This window comes from Tritonibacter multivorans (assembly GCF_001458415.1).
Classification (GTDB): Bacteria; Pseudomonadota; Alphaproteobacteria; order Rhodobacterales; family Rhodobacteraceae; genus Epibacterium; species Epibacterium multivorans.
In genome coordinates this window covers 537722-552437 of sequence record NZ_CYSD01000012.1, presented here as the reverse complement: position 1 = coordinate 552437, position 14716 = coordinate 537722, and the positions used below count along the sequence as shown (strand labels likewise).

The following is a 14716-nucleotide window of genomic DNA, read 5'->3' as shown; positions in this document are numbered from 1 at the left end:
ATGTGGGCAGCCTGCGGTGGGAATGTGGCACGATATGCGGGAGCAGGTTCGCTCTGCGCCATATTGTGAGGTTATAATGTATCGATGCGCCGCCTTGACCTTGCAGGTGATCCGGCGTGCGCCCCGGTGATCCGGCGGCGGCCGGTGGGCGCGCAATAAGGTCGAGACAGGGTCAACACAGGCCCAAGACAGGGCCAACACGGGGGCAAGCCCGATCGGGTTTAAAGGCGGATGCAGGCCACCAGACGGCCATAGTCGGCCTCGCGCGCATGGGTGGTGCGGCGGTACGAATAGAACAACGCCGGGTCTGCATAGGTGCAGTGGCGCGTCCATTCCGCGGCTTTGATCCCCAGTGCGCGCAGGCGGGCAAGGCCAAGGCCCGGAAGGTCAAACAGGAAACGGTCCCCTTCGCCTGCAATAAAGAAGCGGGCGAATTCGGGGTCTTTGTCGGTGAAATCGGCGTGGAATTCCGGGCCGACTTCGTAGGCGGGTTGCGAAATGCTCGGCCCGATCACCGCGCGGATCTGGTCGCGTTTGGCGCCCAAGGACTCCATGGTGTCCACCGTTGCATCCAGCACCCCATCCAGCGTGCCGCGCCAGCCCGCATGGGCGGCGGCGACAACGCCTGCCTCAGGATCCGCAAACAGCACCGGCTGGCAATCGGCGGTCAGCACTGACAGCACCAGACCGGGGGTGGCCGTGACCAGCGCATCGGCGCGGGGGGCGGCGTCATCTGCAGCCTGCGGGGCGTCGATCACCGCAACCTCGGCGGAGTGGATCTGATGCATGCGCACAAGACTGTCCGCGCCCATGGCATCGGCCACGCGGGTGCGGTTCAGCATGACGGCTTCGCGCAGGTCACTTGACCCAAGGCCGCAGTTCAGACCCTCGAAGATGCCCGAAGACGCGCCGCCCTGACGGGTGAAGAACCCGTGGGCAACAGGGGAGAGAAGGTCAGAGGTGATGGGGTCTAGTGTCATGGCTCGAGCCCTGCCGGCGGTTGTGCGTGTTCGGGGTAGATCCCGATGACTTTGAACAGGTTTCCCATTTCCTGCGGGTGCGTCAACCGTCGATGCGCGGCAATCAGCCGGTCCAATTGCGACCCGGACAGACCTTGGGCGAGAGAATTTGCCCGTTGGGTGATGCCAAGACGTTCCAGAAAGATCCCTTGTGGGGTCACCCGGCTGTGGCGCGCGCCGCCTGCGGTGGTGGCGGTGGCCAGCGCTTCAAAGTCCACATGGGTGGTAAGGTCGGCTTCGCCGGGTGTGTGCAGCGGGTCGGCGGGCGCATGGGCGCGCAGCGCCTGCAGTGTGTCCCCAAGCGAACGCCAGTCGCCGTAATCCACAATCACCGCCGCACCGCCCTGGGTGGCAATGATCTGTGCGATCTGTTCGGTGATCGGCGCTGCAGCTGGGCAAAGTTCGACCAGATCGCCGTCTTTGGTGTCTGCCAACCGATCGGTCAGTGCGGCTTGCGGCGCGGCAGCGCCGAGGCCGAAGGTGAGCGTACCGTCATTCAGACCAACACAGCGTTCGCGCCACAGATCGCCATCGCGCAGGAACTGGCGCACGGGCAGGGCGTCGAAGAACTCATTGGCCAGCAGAAACAGCGGGGCGTCGGGCAGGTCGGCAACCGTGTCGAGCCAGTCCGGGGCATAGCCCGCAAGCGTCTTGGCCTGCGCGGCGCGCAGGGTGGGGGAGGCCTCGACCAGTTTGATCCGCATGGCGGCATGAAAGCCGGGCACGGCTTTGGTGGCGCGCAGAAGATCGACCATCAGGGTGCCGCGTCCGGGGCCCAGCTCGGCCAGAGTGAAAGGCGCAGGGGCGCCCTGATCGAGCCAGCTTTGCGCCAAACTCAGACCCAGCAGTTCGCCAAACATCTGGCTGATCTCGGGCGCGGTGGTAAAGTCCCCCGCCTCACCCAGCGGGTCGCGGGTGGTGTAATAGCCGTGGACCGGGTGCAGCAGGCAGTCGGCCATGTAATCCGCTACGGTCAGGGGGCCGTCTTGCTGAATGCGGCTGGTCAGGTGGTCCAATAGGCTCATGCGGGTTTGCCTTCCGCTGCGGGCCGGGCGCGGAGCATAAACCACAGGCCAAGGGCGATCATCGGGATCGACAGCGCCTGGCCTTGGGTGAGGCCCCAGCCGTCAATCTGCCATGCAAGACCCAAGGGGTTGCCGGGGCTGACAAACTGCGCATCGGGCTGGCGGAAAAATTCGACAATGAAGCGCGCGGCGCCATAGCCTGCAAGAAATAAGCCGAGAACAAGACCGGGGCGCAGGAAGGCGCGCCGCGCGTAGACCAGCCAGAGAAGAACCGCGCCCAGCAACAGCCCTTCGAGCCCGGCTTCATAAAGCTGGCTGGGGTGACGGGCGCAGAGATCGCCAAGGGGCTGGCCGCAGTCTTGTGCGGCCTGACCGGGAAAGATCACCCCAAAGGGCGAACTGGTGGCGCGGCCCCAAAGTTCGGCATTGATGAAATTCGCAACCCGCCCCAGCAGGAGGCCGGGGGCGACGGTATGGGCGATCAGATCCGCCATGGACAGACGGGTGATGCCGTGGCGCGCGCTGTAGATCCAGGCGGCGACGATCACGCCGATCAGCCCGCCATGGAAGGCCATGCCGCCTTCCCAGACCCGCAGGATCTGCGCGGGGTTCGCCAGATAGTAAGCGGGTTGATAGAACAGCACATATCCCAGACGGCCACCAAGGATAACGCCAAGGATGATCCAGGTCATCAGATCCTCGACCTGACGAGGCTGCATTGGGGCCTGAACGGCTGGCCAGAGGTCGGCACGCCGGACCGCGCGCACTGCCAGCCACCATGCTATCAGCAGCCCCACAATATAGGCCATGGCATACCAGCGCAGGGCAAATTCCATCCCGAACAGAGAAATGGTGAAAATCTCGGGTGAGAGATTGGGAAAAGGGATCATGGGGTCCTCGGCTGTGGACTGCGGGCAAATGGAGGGGCGGGAACGGCTTGCCGTTTCACTGTTTGATCTCCATATAGAGGGCGAGCCCTTCGGGGGTAAGTGATTTCTGGGAGAGCCAAGCTGATGCAGACCCGCAATAAGATCCTTGATGATATTTCGCAGCTGATGACCAATGCCATGGGCGTAGCTCAGGGCGCACGCGAAGAGGCAGAAACCGCGATGAAAAGCATGCTGGACCGCTGGCTTGCCGATCGCGACTTTGTCACCCGCGAGGAGTTCGACGCGGTGCGTGCCATGGCGCAGAAGGCGCGGGAAGAAAACGAAGCCCTGAAGGCGCGTCTGGATGCGTTGGACGCCAAGGGCTGATCAAGTCTGATCAAGTCCGATCTGGTCCTGATCTGGGCCTGATCAGGGGAAGGGGCTTTGCCCCTCTGCGCAGCGGCGCATTCACCCCAGAGTATTTCCGGCCAAAAGAAAACAACGGCGTTCCGGGTGGGGCGCCGTTTTTTACTGCGCGGCGGCGGTCAGCCGCGCGGCGATGGTGTCGTAGTCCTTGGCGAGGTGGTGGCCGCCTTCAAAGCTGTGTTTGGCAATAGGTGCTGACACGCCGGGGCAGGCCGAGACTTTTTCTTTGGTGCCATAGAGACAGAGGATTTTATCTGCGGGCAGGGCGGCGGCGAGGCGGTCGATTTCCGGTGTGACCTTGGTTGCGCCGGTGGCCTGCCCCAGCCAGCCGCCAACGCGGATTTCAAAGCCGGTTTGTTGTTCGGGGGCCAGCAGCGCCACGGCGGCGAGGTCCTGTTGTAAACTGGGGGGCAGGGCATTGGCGGCAAAGGGCATGGTATTGGCCCCCAGCGAGAAGCCGACCAGCATCAGGCGGTTTGTCCCGAAGGCCCGGCGGTAGTGCGCGTCAATGCGGGCGATGTCTGCGGCGATCTGGACGGGGCGTTTTTCCTGCCAGAGGTAGCGCAGGGCTGAGAGGCCCACTACCGGAATGCCTGCGGCCGCGAGGCGGTCGGAGACTTCTTTGTCAAAGGCCGCCCAGCCGCCGTCGCCGGACAGGAAAATTGCGTAAGTGTCCGATTGGGTGGCGGTGGCGTTCTGATGGAGCGTCAGGGGCAGATCGGCGAGGGGGCCGGGCTGTGCTGCGGTGCCCAGATCAAAGGCGCTGTCGGTGCCCGCCACGCGCAGGTAGCTTTGGTAGAAGGCTTTGCGCGGGTCGGGGTCAGGCGCGACGATGGTGGCCCCCGAAATGCCCTGCGTGGCGGAGGTTTCAGCCGTTTCCGTGACATCCAGCCAGCGCAGCGGGGCCTTTTGGCCTGCGGTCAATGGGGTTGGGCAGGGGGCTGTGCCTGGTTTCAGATCAAGCGTAACCAGTCCTTTGAACTGCGCCGTGCCGCCGGTGGAGGCGGCCGCCAGTGCGATGGCGCCGCCACCATTGGGCAGGCCGACCAGAACCGGCGTGCGGGCCAGCGCGCCGTGCTGTTGCTGCTGGCTGCGCGCCAGATCGGCCAGTGCGGTGCCAAGCGCGCTGCAGTCGCCGCCCACGCGGGTCAGGAGCCCTTCGCCATCGATGACCAGCACCATGGTGTGCATCTCGCTCAGGCGCTGGGCGCGGGCGGTTTCCTCCGCGCCCCAGCCATCCTTGCCGGTGATGAACAGGGCGGTGGAGCGGGCCTCTTTGCCGTCGGGCAGTTGCACGGCCAAAAGGCCCGGCGGGCCGACAGGGCGCAGGAAGGCCGGCAGGCGGGCCAGCAGCGGCGCAAAGGTCAGAAAGATCAGAAACAGGAAGAGCAGGATAATCTGGATACGGGTCATGGCGCGTGTTGTGCAGTCTGAAGTGTGAGCGGGCCCCTCGTCGGGCAGGTATGCTCTTGCGCTTATCCTGCAAAGGTGGGAAAGGCCAGCGCCTGCCTGTACGGGCGTCTGGGGATGCGGGCAAATCGGGGTCACCTTGCTGTGAGCCCGCGCGGATATGGCGTGATTCTTCCGAAATGCGGCGCATATTGCGCCAGCTTGTGGCGGGGCACTGGGGGTTGCTGCCGCCGACCTTGGCAGGGTTTTGTGACGTTTTGACCAAGGGCCGGCATTTTGAGGTTAATTTGATCTCATCCACAACTTATTGCAGTTATCCCCAAAATAAAGGTTGCCACAGATCTCATGTCGCCGCACCATATCTAGTATGGAGCGGGGAAACCTCCCCGGTCCATAGAGGCGAAAGCTAGTGTTGGGGGCTATCTGCTGGCCCCTCAGCTAGAGACCAGAGAGGTGACGACATGGCCCTTTCCGAGCATCAGTTTCAGGACGATCTACACCCAATCGACATTGTCGAGAACATCGCATCCCATCATGACTGGGATTTCGATCGTATCGCCGATGATCAGATCGCTATGGCGGTCGAGGGGCAGTGGCGGACCTATTCACTGACCTTGGCGTGGTCGGATTACGACGAATGCCTGCGCATGGTGTGTTCGTTCGAAATGGAGCCGCCAAAAGACAAAGAAGCGGCCCTCTATGAGCTGGTCAACAAGATGAATGACCAGTGCTGGACGGGCGCGTTTACCTATTGGGCCGAGCAAAAGCTGATGCTGTTCCGCTATGGTCTCGTGCTGGCCGGTGGCCAGATGGCGAGCCCGCAACAGGTGGACGCCATGGTGCAGACCGCCGTGGCCAATTGTGAACGCTATTACCCGGCGATCCAGCTGACCACATGGGGCGACCGCCCTGCGGATGAGGCGATGAATGTCGCCATTGCAGAGGCCTACGGGCGCGCGTAAACCTGTCCCCAAAGGCCCCTCTGCGGAGGGGCCGCAACAGAAGGGGACTGATGATGAACATGACCGATATTGCAGGCCGTGGCCTGGTGCTTCTGGGCTGCGGCAAGATGGGCTCTGCGATGCTGGCGGGCTGGCTGGAGCGCGGGCTGAGCCCGGAAAAGGTCTGGGTCATGGATCCCAATCCCTCGGACTGGCTGAAATCCACCGGCGTGCATATCAATGCGGCGCTGGATGGCACCCCGTCGATTGTGCTGATTGCCGTGAAACCACAGATGATGGGCGCAGCCCTGCCGGGCATGGCCGATCTGGGTGGGGGCGCGACCTTGTTCCTGTCGGTTGCGGCGGGCACCTCGCTGGCCACTTACGAAAAGATGCTGGGCGCAGAGACGCCGATTGTGCGCGCTATGCCCAACACACCTGCGGCCGTGGGCCGTGGCATCACTGCGATCATTGGCAACACGCGCACCAATGCCACTGATCTGGACCGGGCCGAGGCGCTGCTGTCGGCCGTCGGCCAAGTGGTGCGTCTGGACGCCGAAGGCCAGATGGATGCGGTGACCGGGGTGTCGGGGTCTGGCCCGGCTTATGTGTTCCACCTGATCGAAACACTGGCCGCAGGCGGGGTGGCGCAGGGCCTGTCTGAGGAGCTGGCAATGCAACTGGCCAAAGCAACCGTTGCAGGCGCGGGCGCGCTGGCGGAGCAGTCCGGCGACAGCCCGTCGCAGCTGCGGGTCAATGTGACCTCTCCCAATGGCACCACGCAGGCGGCACTTGAGGTGCTGATGAACGAGGAGGGTGGCTTTCCGGTGCTGCTGCCCCGTGCCGTTGAGGCCGCGACCAAACGGTCAGAGGAGCTGTCGCGTGGCTGATGAGATCTCTTTCGATGAGTTCCTGAAGGTTGACGTGCGCATGGGCACTGTGATGCGCGCAGAACCCTACCCCGAGGCGCGGCGCCCGGCGATCAAGATGTGGATCGATTTCGGCCCGGAGCTGGGGGAGAAAAAGACCTCGGCTCAGGTCACCGCCCATTATGCGCCGGAAACGCTGGTCGGCAAGCAGGTGCTGGCGGTGGTGAATTTCCCGCCGCGCCAGATCGGCAAGTTCATGTCCGAGGTGCTGGTCTTGGGCCTGCCGGATAAAAACGGCGAGGTGGTGCTGATTGGACCCGATGGCGCGGTGGACGCGGATCTGCCGCTGGGCGGACGGCTGCACTGATGGCGCGGGTTCTGATCACTCGGCCAATGACGGAAGCCGTGACGGCGCGGGCAGTGTCGGAGTTCAGCGCAGAGATCCGGGCTGCGACCACGCCAATGACCCGCGCTGAAATTGTCGCAAGCTTGCAGGATTATGACCTTGTGGTGCCCACCCTGGGCGATCTTTTCACGGCCGAGGTTTTTGCGGCGGCTCCCAATCCCCGCTGCAGGTTGCTGGCAAATTTTGGGGTGGGATATAACCACATTGATGTCGCAGCCGCACAGGCGGCCGGGGTGGCGGTCAGCAACACGCCCGGTGCCGTGACCGATGCCACCGCCGATATTGCCCTGACGCTGATGCTGATGACCGCACGGCGTGCAGGCGAGGGCGAGCGGCTGGTGCGCAGTGGGGCGTGGCAGGGCTGGCACCCGACTCAGATGCTGGGGATGCACCTGACCGGCAAACGTCTGGGTGTTGTGGGGCTGGGCCGCATTGGCGACGCCATTGCCCGACGCGCGCATTTCGGGTTCGGGATGGAGATCGCCTATGTGGCACGCAGCCCAAAAGCCACGACCTATCCGGCAGAGCGGGCGGCGGATCTGCGCGCGCTCGCGGCCACCGTCGATGTGCTGGTGCTGGCGGTGCCGGGTGGGGACGACACCCGCCATCTGATCAACGCGGATGTGCTCGCGGCCATGAAACCCAGCGCGCTGCTGATCAATATTGCCCGGGGTGAGGTGGTCGATGAGGCGGCGCTGATCGCGGCGCTGGAAACAGGGCAGATCGCGGGCGCGGGGCTTGATGTCTATGAGTTTGAACCAAAGGTGCCAGAGGCCCTGCGCGCAATGGAGCAGGTGACCCTGCTGCCGCATCTGGGCACGGCGACCGAGGAAGTGCGCAGTGCGATGGGGCATATGGCGCTGGACAACCTCGCGGCGCATCTGACGGGCAGGGATCTGCCCAATCGGGTCTGAGGAAAAGGGCGCCTCTGGCTGGAGCGCTCTTTTTTCGCTCCGCCCTTTTGGGGGTCGTTGCAAATAGGGCGAAGCCCCGCACCAACGACTTATGGCGGCCTCTGTCCCGCTTGAACGGTTTCAATGTTGCATCCTTTAAGCCTTTGATTGGTCCGAGGGGGCTTGCGGCCAAGACAGACTGTCGATCAGCTGGGACTCGGAGAGCTGCAGTGCGGATGGGGTGGATGGCGTCTGCACCAAGCGTCGCATTTTGCGGCACACTGCAGAAGTCATCTTCTGTCAGGAAAGGAGCCCCATCATGGAAGTTACGACAATAGGATTGGATCTTGGGAAGGACGTTTTCCAAGTTCACGGTGTCACAGCTGACGGCACGGTTGCCTTCAATCGTTCGATCCGGCGGCGACAATTGCTCAAGTTCTTCGAAGCGTTGCCGCGTTGTCTGGTTGGTATTGAAGCCTGCGGATCTGCGCATCATTGGGCACGTGAGCTGACTGCGATCGGTCATGATGTACGGTTGATGCCTGCCACCTACGTTAAGCCGTATGTTAAACGCGGCAAGACAGACGCCGTTGATGCTGAGGCGATTTGCGAGGCCGTCACACGACCAACGATGCGGTTTGTCGCTGTGAAGTCGAAAGAGCAGCAGGCCCTACTGACCATCCACCGGGTGCGCCAGCTTGTCGTTCGCCAGAAGACCCAGATGTTGAATGTGATCCGTGGTCTTCTGCGTGAGTTTGGTCATGTAATCGGGAACGGACCAGTCGCCGCAATGCGCTTCATCAAGACGTTCCAGACGGATAACTGCCTGGACATGCCTGACGTGGCAAAGAGCATGCTCAAGACGCTCTGCGAACAGGTTAATGCGCTCGATGACCGGGTCACGTTTTACGATAAACTGATCGAGTATCATTCTCGGATCGATGAACGCGCCAAACGCATTAGGACCGTTCCTGGCGTCGGCCCCATCACTGCTTCGGCCATTGTCGCAACCATCGGCGACGGCCAACAGTTCAAGAATGGACGCGAGTTTGCTGCTTGGCTGGGACTTACGCCGCTGAACAAGTCGAGCGGTGGTAAAGAGCGCCTGGGCCGCATAAGCAAGAAGGGAGACCGATACCTTCGACGATTACTCGTGATCGGCATGACCTCTCAAGTTCAGCGTGCCCGTGGCTATCCAGAACGTGTGCACCCTTGGATCATGCAGCTTCTTGAACGCAAACCCGTTCGCCTCGCAACGATTGCTATGGCGAACAAGGCGGCCAGGATCATTTGGGCGATCCTCACCAAAGATACCTACTACCGCCAATCGGCGGCATAGAAGGAGCCGAGAAAACACGAATTGCAAGACGAATGCCATGATGGCACGTGCGGTCATCCGAAAACCTGAAATCCCGTGCTTTGTCCTGAACTCTCAGGTTCGCGTCGCCGATTGGGAACAGGTTTGCGGAACCCATCAAGGCCAGCAGCAAATACCAACACTGCGACCAAAGGCCGGACACAGGACTGTACTGACCAACCGCGCAATCAACGCATTTTTTTCTTGCAAAGCAGACGCCATCCACACAGGACAAAGCGTCCTTTCGCCGCATTGGCCCCAACGGCAGCTTTCGGCACCTTGCGTATTCAGAGAATAACACCAAGAACTGGCAACCGGTCATTCGCCGCGAGCGCAAGTTGGTCCAGCTCTTCTATCACAAGCACAGGTTGACCTTCTGCTGTCTACTGTTCGCGTGCAACCTACTGGCAAAGGTGGCCTTGATTTTCCTGGTGGCGTTCCGTATGCCCTCATACCGACCGGCGCAATGGCGGCAGGTGTCCGGGCCGCTGCACCGGCCATTGCCCTGCGGGCATAAATGCCGGTTATATCGACGCCGACGTGTTGACGGATTTGGATTTATTCGGAAACGATTTCGTTACGGTGAAACGTCGGTTCCTGGTAAGGTTCATTTTCTACACAGTCATAGAAAACCCTGTCACACACCGTTTGTAGAGCTGGCGAAAACCCTCGGCACATGTGATCGTCGGCAAGTTGGGACCTCCTTACGCCATTCCCACCGGCTCCTGATTGGGTCGCATATCATCAGGTCGCGCCATCAGGATCTCGTTCAAGTCAGCCTTCATCGCAGCGTAGTCGGGATCATCGAAGACATTGCGAAGCTCATGCGGGTCCTTCTCCAGATCATACATCTCGCCTGCGCCGGATTGCAGGTCCAGGGTCAGTTTGGCCGTCTTGCTGCGCACGGTGCGCAGAGACAATCCGACACCCACGCGACCGGGCAGAAGCTCCCATTCGCTCATTGCGGCCTTGCGCGTGCCGTCCCCCGAAATGACATCGCGCATGGACTGGCCGTGAATATCCATCAGGCTGTCTGCGCCTGCCCAATCCATGAAGGTCGCGCCCAGATCAAGGGTCGAGAGCGGTTCAAAGCTGACTTTTCCGACCGGAACATCGGGGCCTTTGACGATGGCGCGGACATTCAACAGTCCCTCAAACGGCATCGGCCCTTTCAGAACCAACCCATGGTCGCCCAGCCAGTCGCCGTGGTCGGCGGTGTAGACGATATAGGTGTTATCGGCCAAACCCTGCGCTTCGAGTTCGGTGATGATGCGTCCGACTGAATGGTCGATCAGGGACAGCTGGCCATAGGTATTGGCTATCACCTCGCGCAGCTGTTCATCCGGAATTTCAGGATAACGCGAATAGCTTGTGCGGATCTCGGCGCCCTTGCCTTCGATCTTGGTCTCGACCGCCGCCTTGTGCCACCACGGTCGGCCCTCGAAGTCGCGGGTTCGGTGTTCCGGCAGATCCACGTCTTCCGGCCGATGCAGGGACGCCCAGGGTTCGGGGCAGTCAAACGGGTGGTGGGGGTCGGGAAAGGACACCCACATACAGAACGGTTTCTCGTGGTCCTGCTTGATGAAATCAATTGCGCGGTCTGCGATCCATGAGGAATTGTGCCAGGCCACAGGCAACTTTGATGACCAGACCTGTGGCGCATCCTTATGATCGCGGTGGCTTTCCCACAGCAGCTTGTTTTTCTGCGCGCCCCGACCGTCGCCGTAGTACCATTCCTCATAGGCCAGACCGGCAGGTGGTTCTTCGGGATGCCACCAGTTGTGGCCGATGTGGACGAGTTCGGCATGATCAAAACCCATATAGGGCCCGCGCCATCCCTCTGGCACCTTGGCCGATCCGGGAATGGACTCGACCGTGTCGCTGTCGCCAAAGGTGTGATAGGTCGCAAAATGCGCCTTGCCGATCTTGGCGGTGCGATACCCCGCCGCAGACAGCGAGGCGGCAAAGCCTTTTTCGCCCAGCTCAGGGTCCAAATCGATTCCATTGTCATGCACACCATGGGTGCGCGGCAGAAGACCTGTCAGGATCGACGCCCGCGCGGGCTGACAGACCACACAAGGCGTCACAACCGTTTCAAGGCTGGTGCCTTCAGCGGCAAGCATATCCAGATGCGGCGTGTAGACATTGCGGCCGCGAAACCCATAGCAATCGCCGCGTTGCTGGTCAGAGGTGATGAACAGGATGTTGGGGCGGGTCATGGCATGTCTCCTTTTGGCTTGCGAAGAGACACGAAAATCACCGCCAATGCGCAGAGCATGAACATGGCGGCGATCGGGCTTTTGAAGAGGAACCAGGGATCGCCTCCGGTCGCGGAAAATGCCTGTCGTGCGGTGTCCTCAATACGCCCGCCGAGAATGAACCCAATCACAAAGGGGAGCGGTGAGATCGCAAAGCGCATCATGAAATAGCCAAGGATGCCAAAGCCGAAGGCAAACCAGATGGCGCTCATTGAGGTTTCCTGAACATATAGGGACGCAAGCGTCAACAGCAGGACAACCGGCAAGAGATATTGCTTTGGGATGCGCACAAGGACCCCAAGTGACCGCATGAAGACCCCACCCACCGTCCAGTTCAAAAGATTGGCCAGGATCATGGTCGTGAACAGCCCGAAGGCGATCACCAGTTCGGGGTTCAGATCGGACGAAAACTGAAAAACCGCCGGCCCCGGATTGAAACCGCCAATGGATTCTGCAGCCAGGATCAGGAAAACGGCGGCCGTATTGCCGGGAATGCCAAGGGACAGGACGGGGATCAGGTTTGCGCCCGAAACCGAAGAATTTGCGGCCTCGGTCGCGGCAATACCTTCAGGCGCGCCCTGCCCGAACGCCGGATCGCCCGGTTTCTTGGTTTTGGTATAAAGGCGTTTGCTGGTCGCGTACCCGATGGTGGCCGCCAGCGTTGAGCCAACGCCCGGAAGGGCCCCGATGGTCGTGCCGATGAGGGCCGAGCGGCCGATATAAGGAAAGATCCGGCGAATGTCGGCCCAGTGCAGTCGCTGGTCGCCTTCCTCCTTTGCGACTTGAATTGCGCCTGTTTGGCGTTTTTGGGCCCAAAGGTTTTCAAGCTCGGAAAAGATTGCCCCAATAACCAGTACGCCAATGACCGCAGCGGTGATGGGGATCCCGTCTGACAGGGCCGCCGTGCCAAAGCTCAGCCGCGGGTAAAAGTCCTCTCCGGTGCCGATATAGACGGCCAAGAGCCCAAGCCCGCAGCTGAGCAGCCCTTTGGCCGCCGACCCGCCGACAACGGCTGCGATAAAGCTGAGCGATAGGATAAGAAGCGCCGTCTTCTCGGGCAGGTCCAGATGGGCCTCAACCAGGATCGCAAGAAATGGGGCACAGACGATCAGGACAACATCCGAAAACGTGTCCCCTGTGACAGATGAAAAATGCGAGATCTTGAGGGCTTTGCGCGCTTTGCCCGACTGCGCCATCGGATAGCCGTCCAGCGTGGTCATATAGGCGTCAGGCGTGCCGGGGGTGTTGAACAGGATCGCCGGAACCGCGCCGCCGACGGTGGACCCTTTCATGACGCCGATCAGGAACCCCATCACCGGCAAAAGCGCATCCGCGTTAAAGCCGAAGATTGAGATCAGGATGGGTAGGGAGATGGCCATCGCTATGACCCCGCCAAGACCCGGTGTTGCGCCAACAACGATTCCAAGGATCAGCCCGAAGGCAACCATCATCACAGTGATCGACACCGAAACGCCAAGAAGCGAAAAAGCCTCGGGCCCCTGAAAGACCGCAAGGATGCCGAGCCAGACATAGTCAAAGGTGCCCAAATCGGCCATCAGACATCTCCATTCGGTGGCAGCAGCACGTCGTCAAACGGGAGATCATACAGGGCGATAATGCCGACCACCGCCGCCAGTGCCACCCAAAATGCACGCCAGGACACACGCTGCTCCACAAAGGACACAATGCAAAAGACCATCGTGCTGCCGCCGAGGACAAAACCAATGTATTTCCAGGGCGCCGTGTCACGAAGAAGCCTGTATTCTTCTGCCCCAAACACGCTGGTCACAACCGGCCCAGACCAGCGCATCAGCAGAATGCCAACGAGACCAAAAAACGAAATCGCTCCGATGAATGTCAGGTTCTGGCGTGTAGGGCGCGGGTCACGAGACCTGCGCTCGAACCACAGCATTACTCCGGCCAACAGAATGAAAGCCGCGGCCAAAGTCGGCGCAAGGCTATCGCCAACGATATAGCGACCGCGTTTGCGTTCAACCAACCAGGTTTCAACATCGAGCGGTATCCAGATGAAGGCAAGGATCAAAGCAAAGGCAATACAGCCCAGACCCAGTGCCGTGCTGGCAGAGAGATTGCGCATATCGGTCTCTTATGTTGGCAAAGACGATCGGGCGGCGTATCGGCCGCCCGTGCTATAGGCGTGTTCGCACAGAGCCTTATTCGGCCGCTGCCGCAGCAAGTGCGCCCGAAGACTCAAAGCCCTTCTGAACAACGGCCTCAAGTTCTTCTCCGGCGATGATCATGGCTCCGCCAAACCCTTTGGTCAGGAACGCATTGGCTTTTCCACCTTCTTGCGTTGCAACTTCAGCAATTGCAGAGGCGATCGCGGCGCGGGCCACAGGATCCATGTCCTTTGGACCGGCGAACAGGAACGCAAGTTCACTCACAAAGTTCACGCCGTATTCCGAAAGCAGCGGCGCCTCAGGCGAATTGATCAGAGGTTCGCTGCGGGCCGAAGCCAGCTCGACCATATCACCAGCCGCAACGGCTTTGGCCTGAATGCCCGCGCCAAAACCCACATCCATGTCGCCTGCATTCAAACCGTTCATCACAGCCTTGCCGCCCTTGACCGAGATGATGTTGAAGTCGACGCCGTTTTCTTTACCAACCAAATAGGCAATGTCACCTAAGGCCGGGGACATGACGCCAAAACGGATATCCTCACCGCCTTTGGCGGCTTCGATCACATCACCCAACGTGGACCAACCTTTGTCGGCCCGCGCAACGACCGCCATTTGCGTGCCTGCGGTGGTGGTGATCGGGGTCACGTCCTGTGGGGACCCGGCTTTCGCGGTGACCATACTATAGCCAAGGCTGCTTGTGACGATCATGGCAATCGTTGTGCCATCTGCCGGTGCATCTTTGACTGCATTCACTGCGTTCAGCCCACCCTTGCCAGTGACTTGCTCGGGAATGACTTTCCAGCCTTGCGTTGCTTCAAGCTCTTCGGCAATCAGGCGGGCCTGTGTGTCAGCGCCGCCGCCCGCCGCAAAGGCAATCACCATCTTGATGGGCCCCGGCGGGGCCCAATCCTCTGCCAATGTGGCCGTAGATGTCCCGATAACCGCGGCGGCAACCACCGCAGATTTAAGCAACTTCCTCATGTTTCCCTCCCTGAAGTGCAATGTCGTTGGGAACGTTTGTCATTTCGAAAGGTGGAAAAGTCAACATTTAAGTTGACTTTTCCACCAAACTGCCCGAATTTCGATTTGAAAGAAGGATCGC

The 14716-nt window shown here is 60.9% G+C and carries 14 protein-coding genes; 6 read left to right on the top strand and 8 right to left on the bottom strand.

Going from position 1 to position 14716, the window contains the following annotated elements; all coding sequences use genetic code 11:
• Window positions 1–221: 221 nt before the first annotated feature.
• The 3 genes from pgeF to lgt are packed head-to-tail and all read right to left on the bottom strand — an operon-like array spanning window position 222 to window position 2934.
• Window positions 222–980, bottom strand: coding sequence for a peptidoglycan editing factor PgeF (gene pgeF / locus TRM7557_RS03950; RefSeq protein WP_058288888.1), 759 nt, complete (start codon window positions 978–980; stop codon window positions 222–224).
• The gene (locus TRM7557_RS03945; protein WP_058288887.1) at window positions 977–2044 is read right to left on the bottom strand and encodes a class I SAM-dependent methyltransferase; all 1068 of its coding nucleotides are present in this window, start codon (window positions 2042–2044) and stop codon (window positions 977–979) included. The genes pgeF and TRM7557_RS03945 overlap by 4 nt, the downstream gene beginning before the upstream one ends.
• Complete coding sequence (gene lgt / locus TRM7557_RS03940) at window positions 2041–2934, bottom strand: prolipoprotein diacylglyceryl transferase (protein WP_058288886.1); 894 nt, start codon at window positions 2932–2934, stop codon at window positions 2041–2043. Before lgt ends, TRM7557_RS03945 begins: the two co-directional genes overlap by 4 nt.
• Before the next feature lie 123 nt (window positions 2935–3057).
• On the opposite strand from lgt, the gene TRM7557_RS03935 reads away from it, so the two are divergent.
• A complete protein-coding gene (locus tag TRM7557_RS03935; protein ID WP_058288885.1) occupies window positions 3058–3300 on the top strand; it encodes an accessory factor UbiK family protein in 243 nt (80 codons plus the stop codon).
• A 141-nt stretch (window positions 3301–3441) separates the two neighbouring features.
• On the opposite strand, the gene TRM7557_RS03930 is transcribed toward TRM7557_RS03935, so the two are convergent.
• Window positions 3442–4752: an AcvB/VirJ family lysyl-phosphatidylglycerol hydrolase gene (locus TRM7557_RS03930; protein WP_058288884.1), complete on the bottom strand. Its 1311-nt coding sequence runs from the start codon at window positions 4750–4752 to the stop codon at window positions 3442–3444.
• Between the two features lie 458 nt (window positions 4753–5210).
• Between TRM7557_RS03930 and TRM7557_RS03925 the strand changes: the two genes are divergently transcribed.
• From TRM7557_RS03925 to TRM7557_RS03905, 5 genes are all read left to right on the top strand, one after another.
• A complete protein-coding gene (locus TRM7557_RS03925; protein WP_058288883.1) occupies window positions 5211–5711 on the top strand; it encodes a type III secretion system chaperone family protein in 501 nt (166 codons plus the stop codon).
• A gap of 53 nt (window positions 5712–5764) precedes the next feature.
• Complete coding sequence (proC, locus tag TRM7557_RS03920) at window positions 5765–6580, top strand: pyrroline-5-carboxylate reductase (RefSeq protein WP_058288945.1); 816 nt, start codon at window positions 5765–5767, stop codon at window positions 6578–6580.
• A complete protein-coding gene (locus tag TRM7557_RS03915; protein ID WP_074942142.1) occupies window positions 6573–6926 on the top strand; it encodes a tRNA-binding protein in 354 nt (117 codons plus the stop codon). Before proC ends, TRM7557_RS03915 begins: the two co-directional genes overlap by 8 nt.
• A gap of 26 nt (window positions 6927–6952) precedes the next feature.
• A complete protein-coding gene (locus TRM7557_RS03910; protein ID WP_235811386.1) occupies window positions 6953–7879 on the top strand; it encodes a 2-hydroxyacid dehydrogenase in 927 nt (308 codons plus the stop codon).
• Between the two features lie 298 nt (window positions 7880–8177).
• A complete protein-coding gene (locus TRM7557_RS03905) occupies window positions 8178–9197 on the top strand; it encodes an IS110 family RNA-guided transposase (RefSeq protein WP_058288881.1) in 1020 nt (339 codons plus the stop codon).
• A 722-nt stretch (window positions 9198–9919) separates the two neighbouring features.
• On the opposite strand, the gene TRM7557_RS03900 is transcribed toward TRM7557_RS03905, so the two are convergent.
• The 4 genes from TRM7557_RS03900 to TRM7557_RS03885 form a co-directional block, all read right to left on the bottom strand.
• Window positions 9920–11434, bottom strand: a complete 1515-nt coding sequence (locus TRM7557_RS03900) for a sulfatase-like hydrolase/transferase (protein WP_058288880.1) — start codon at window positions 11432–11434, stop codon at window positions 9920–9922.
• Window positions 11431–13029: a tripartite tricarboxylate transporter permease gene (locus TRM7557_RS03895; RefSeq protein ID WP_058288879.1), complete on the bottom strand. Its 1599-nt coding sequence runs from the start codon at window positions 13027–13029 to the stop codon at window positions 11431–11433. Before TRM7557_RS03895 ends, TRM7557_RS03900 begins: the two co-directional genes overlap by 4 nt.
• The gene (locus TRM7557_RS03890) at window positions 13029–13571 is read right to left on the bottom strand and encodes a hypothetical protein (protein ID WP_058288878.1); all 543 of its coding nucleotides are present in this window, start codon (window positions 13569–13571) and stop codon (window positions 13029–13031) included. The genes TRM7557_RS03895 and TRM7557_RS03890 overlap by 1 nt, the downstream gene beginning before the upstream one ends.
• Window positions 13572–13647: 76 nt before the next feature.
• Window positions 13648–14595, bottom strand: a complete 948-nt coding sequence (locus TRM7557_RS03885; RefSeq protein ID WP_074941851.1) for a Bug family tripartite tricarboxylate transporter substrate binding protein — start codon at window positions 14593–14595, stop codon at window positions 13648–13650.
• Between the last annotated feature and the right edge of the window lie 121 nt (window positions 14596–14716).

Coding starts and splice junctions, on each gene's coding strand:
- pgeF (WP_058288888.1), bottom strand. CDS start 980: ATGACACTAGACCCCATCACCTCTGACCTTCTCTCCCCTGTTGCCCAC.
- TRM7557_RS03945 (WP_058288887.1), bottom strand. CDS start 2,044: ATGAGCCTATTGGACCACCTGACCAGCCGCATTCAGCAAGACGGCCCC.
- lgt (WP_058288886.1), bottom strand. CDS start 2,934: ATGATCCCTTTTCCCAATCTCTCACCCGAGATTTTCACCATTTCTCTG.
- TRM7557_RS03935 (WP_058288885.1), top strand. CDS start 3,058: ATGCAGACCCGCAATAAGATCCTTGATGATATTTCGCAGCTGATGACC.
- TRM7557_RS03930 (WP_058288884.1), bottom strand. CDS start 4,752: ATGACCCGTATCCAGATTATCCTGCTCTTCCTGTTTCTGATCTTTCTG.
- TRM7557_RS03925 (WP_058288883.1), top strand. CDS start 5,211: ATGGCCCTTTCCGAGCATCAGTTTCAGGACGATCTACACCCAATCGAC.
- proC (WP_058288945.1), top strand. CDS start 5,765: ATGAACATGACCGATATTGCAGGCCGTGGCCTGGTGCTTCTGGGCTGC.
- TRM7557_RS03910 (WP_235811386.1), top strand. CDS start 6,953: ATGACGGAAGCCGTGACGGCGCGGGCAGTGTCGGAGTTCAGCGCAGAG.
- TRM7557_RS03905 (WP_058288881.1), top strand. CDS start 8,178: ATGGAAGTTACGACAATAGGATTGGATCTTGGGAAGGACGTTTTCCAA.
- TRM7557_RS03900 (WP_058288880.1), bottom strand. CDS start 11,434: ATGACCCGCCCCAACATCCTGTTCATCACCTCTGACCAGCAACGCGGC.
- TRM7557_RS03895 (WP_058288879.1), bottom strand. CDS start 13,029: ATGGCCGATTTGGGCACCTTTGACTATGTCTGGCTCGGCATCCTTGCG.
- TRM7557_RS03890 (WP_058288878.1), bottom strand. CDS start 13,571: ATGCGCAATCTCTCTGCCAGCACGGCACTGGGTCTGGGCTGTATTGCC.
- TRM7557_RS03885 (WP_074941851.1), bottom strand. CDS start 14,595: ATGAGGAAGTTGCTTAAATCTGCGGTGGTTGCCGCCGCGGTTATCGGG.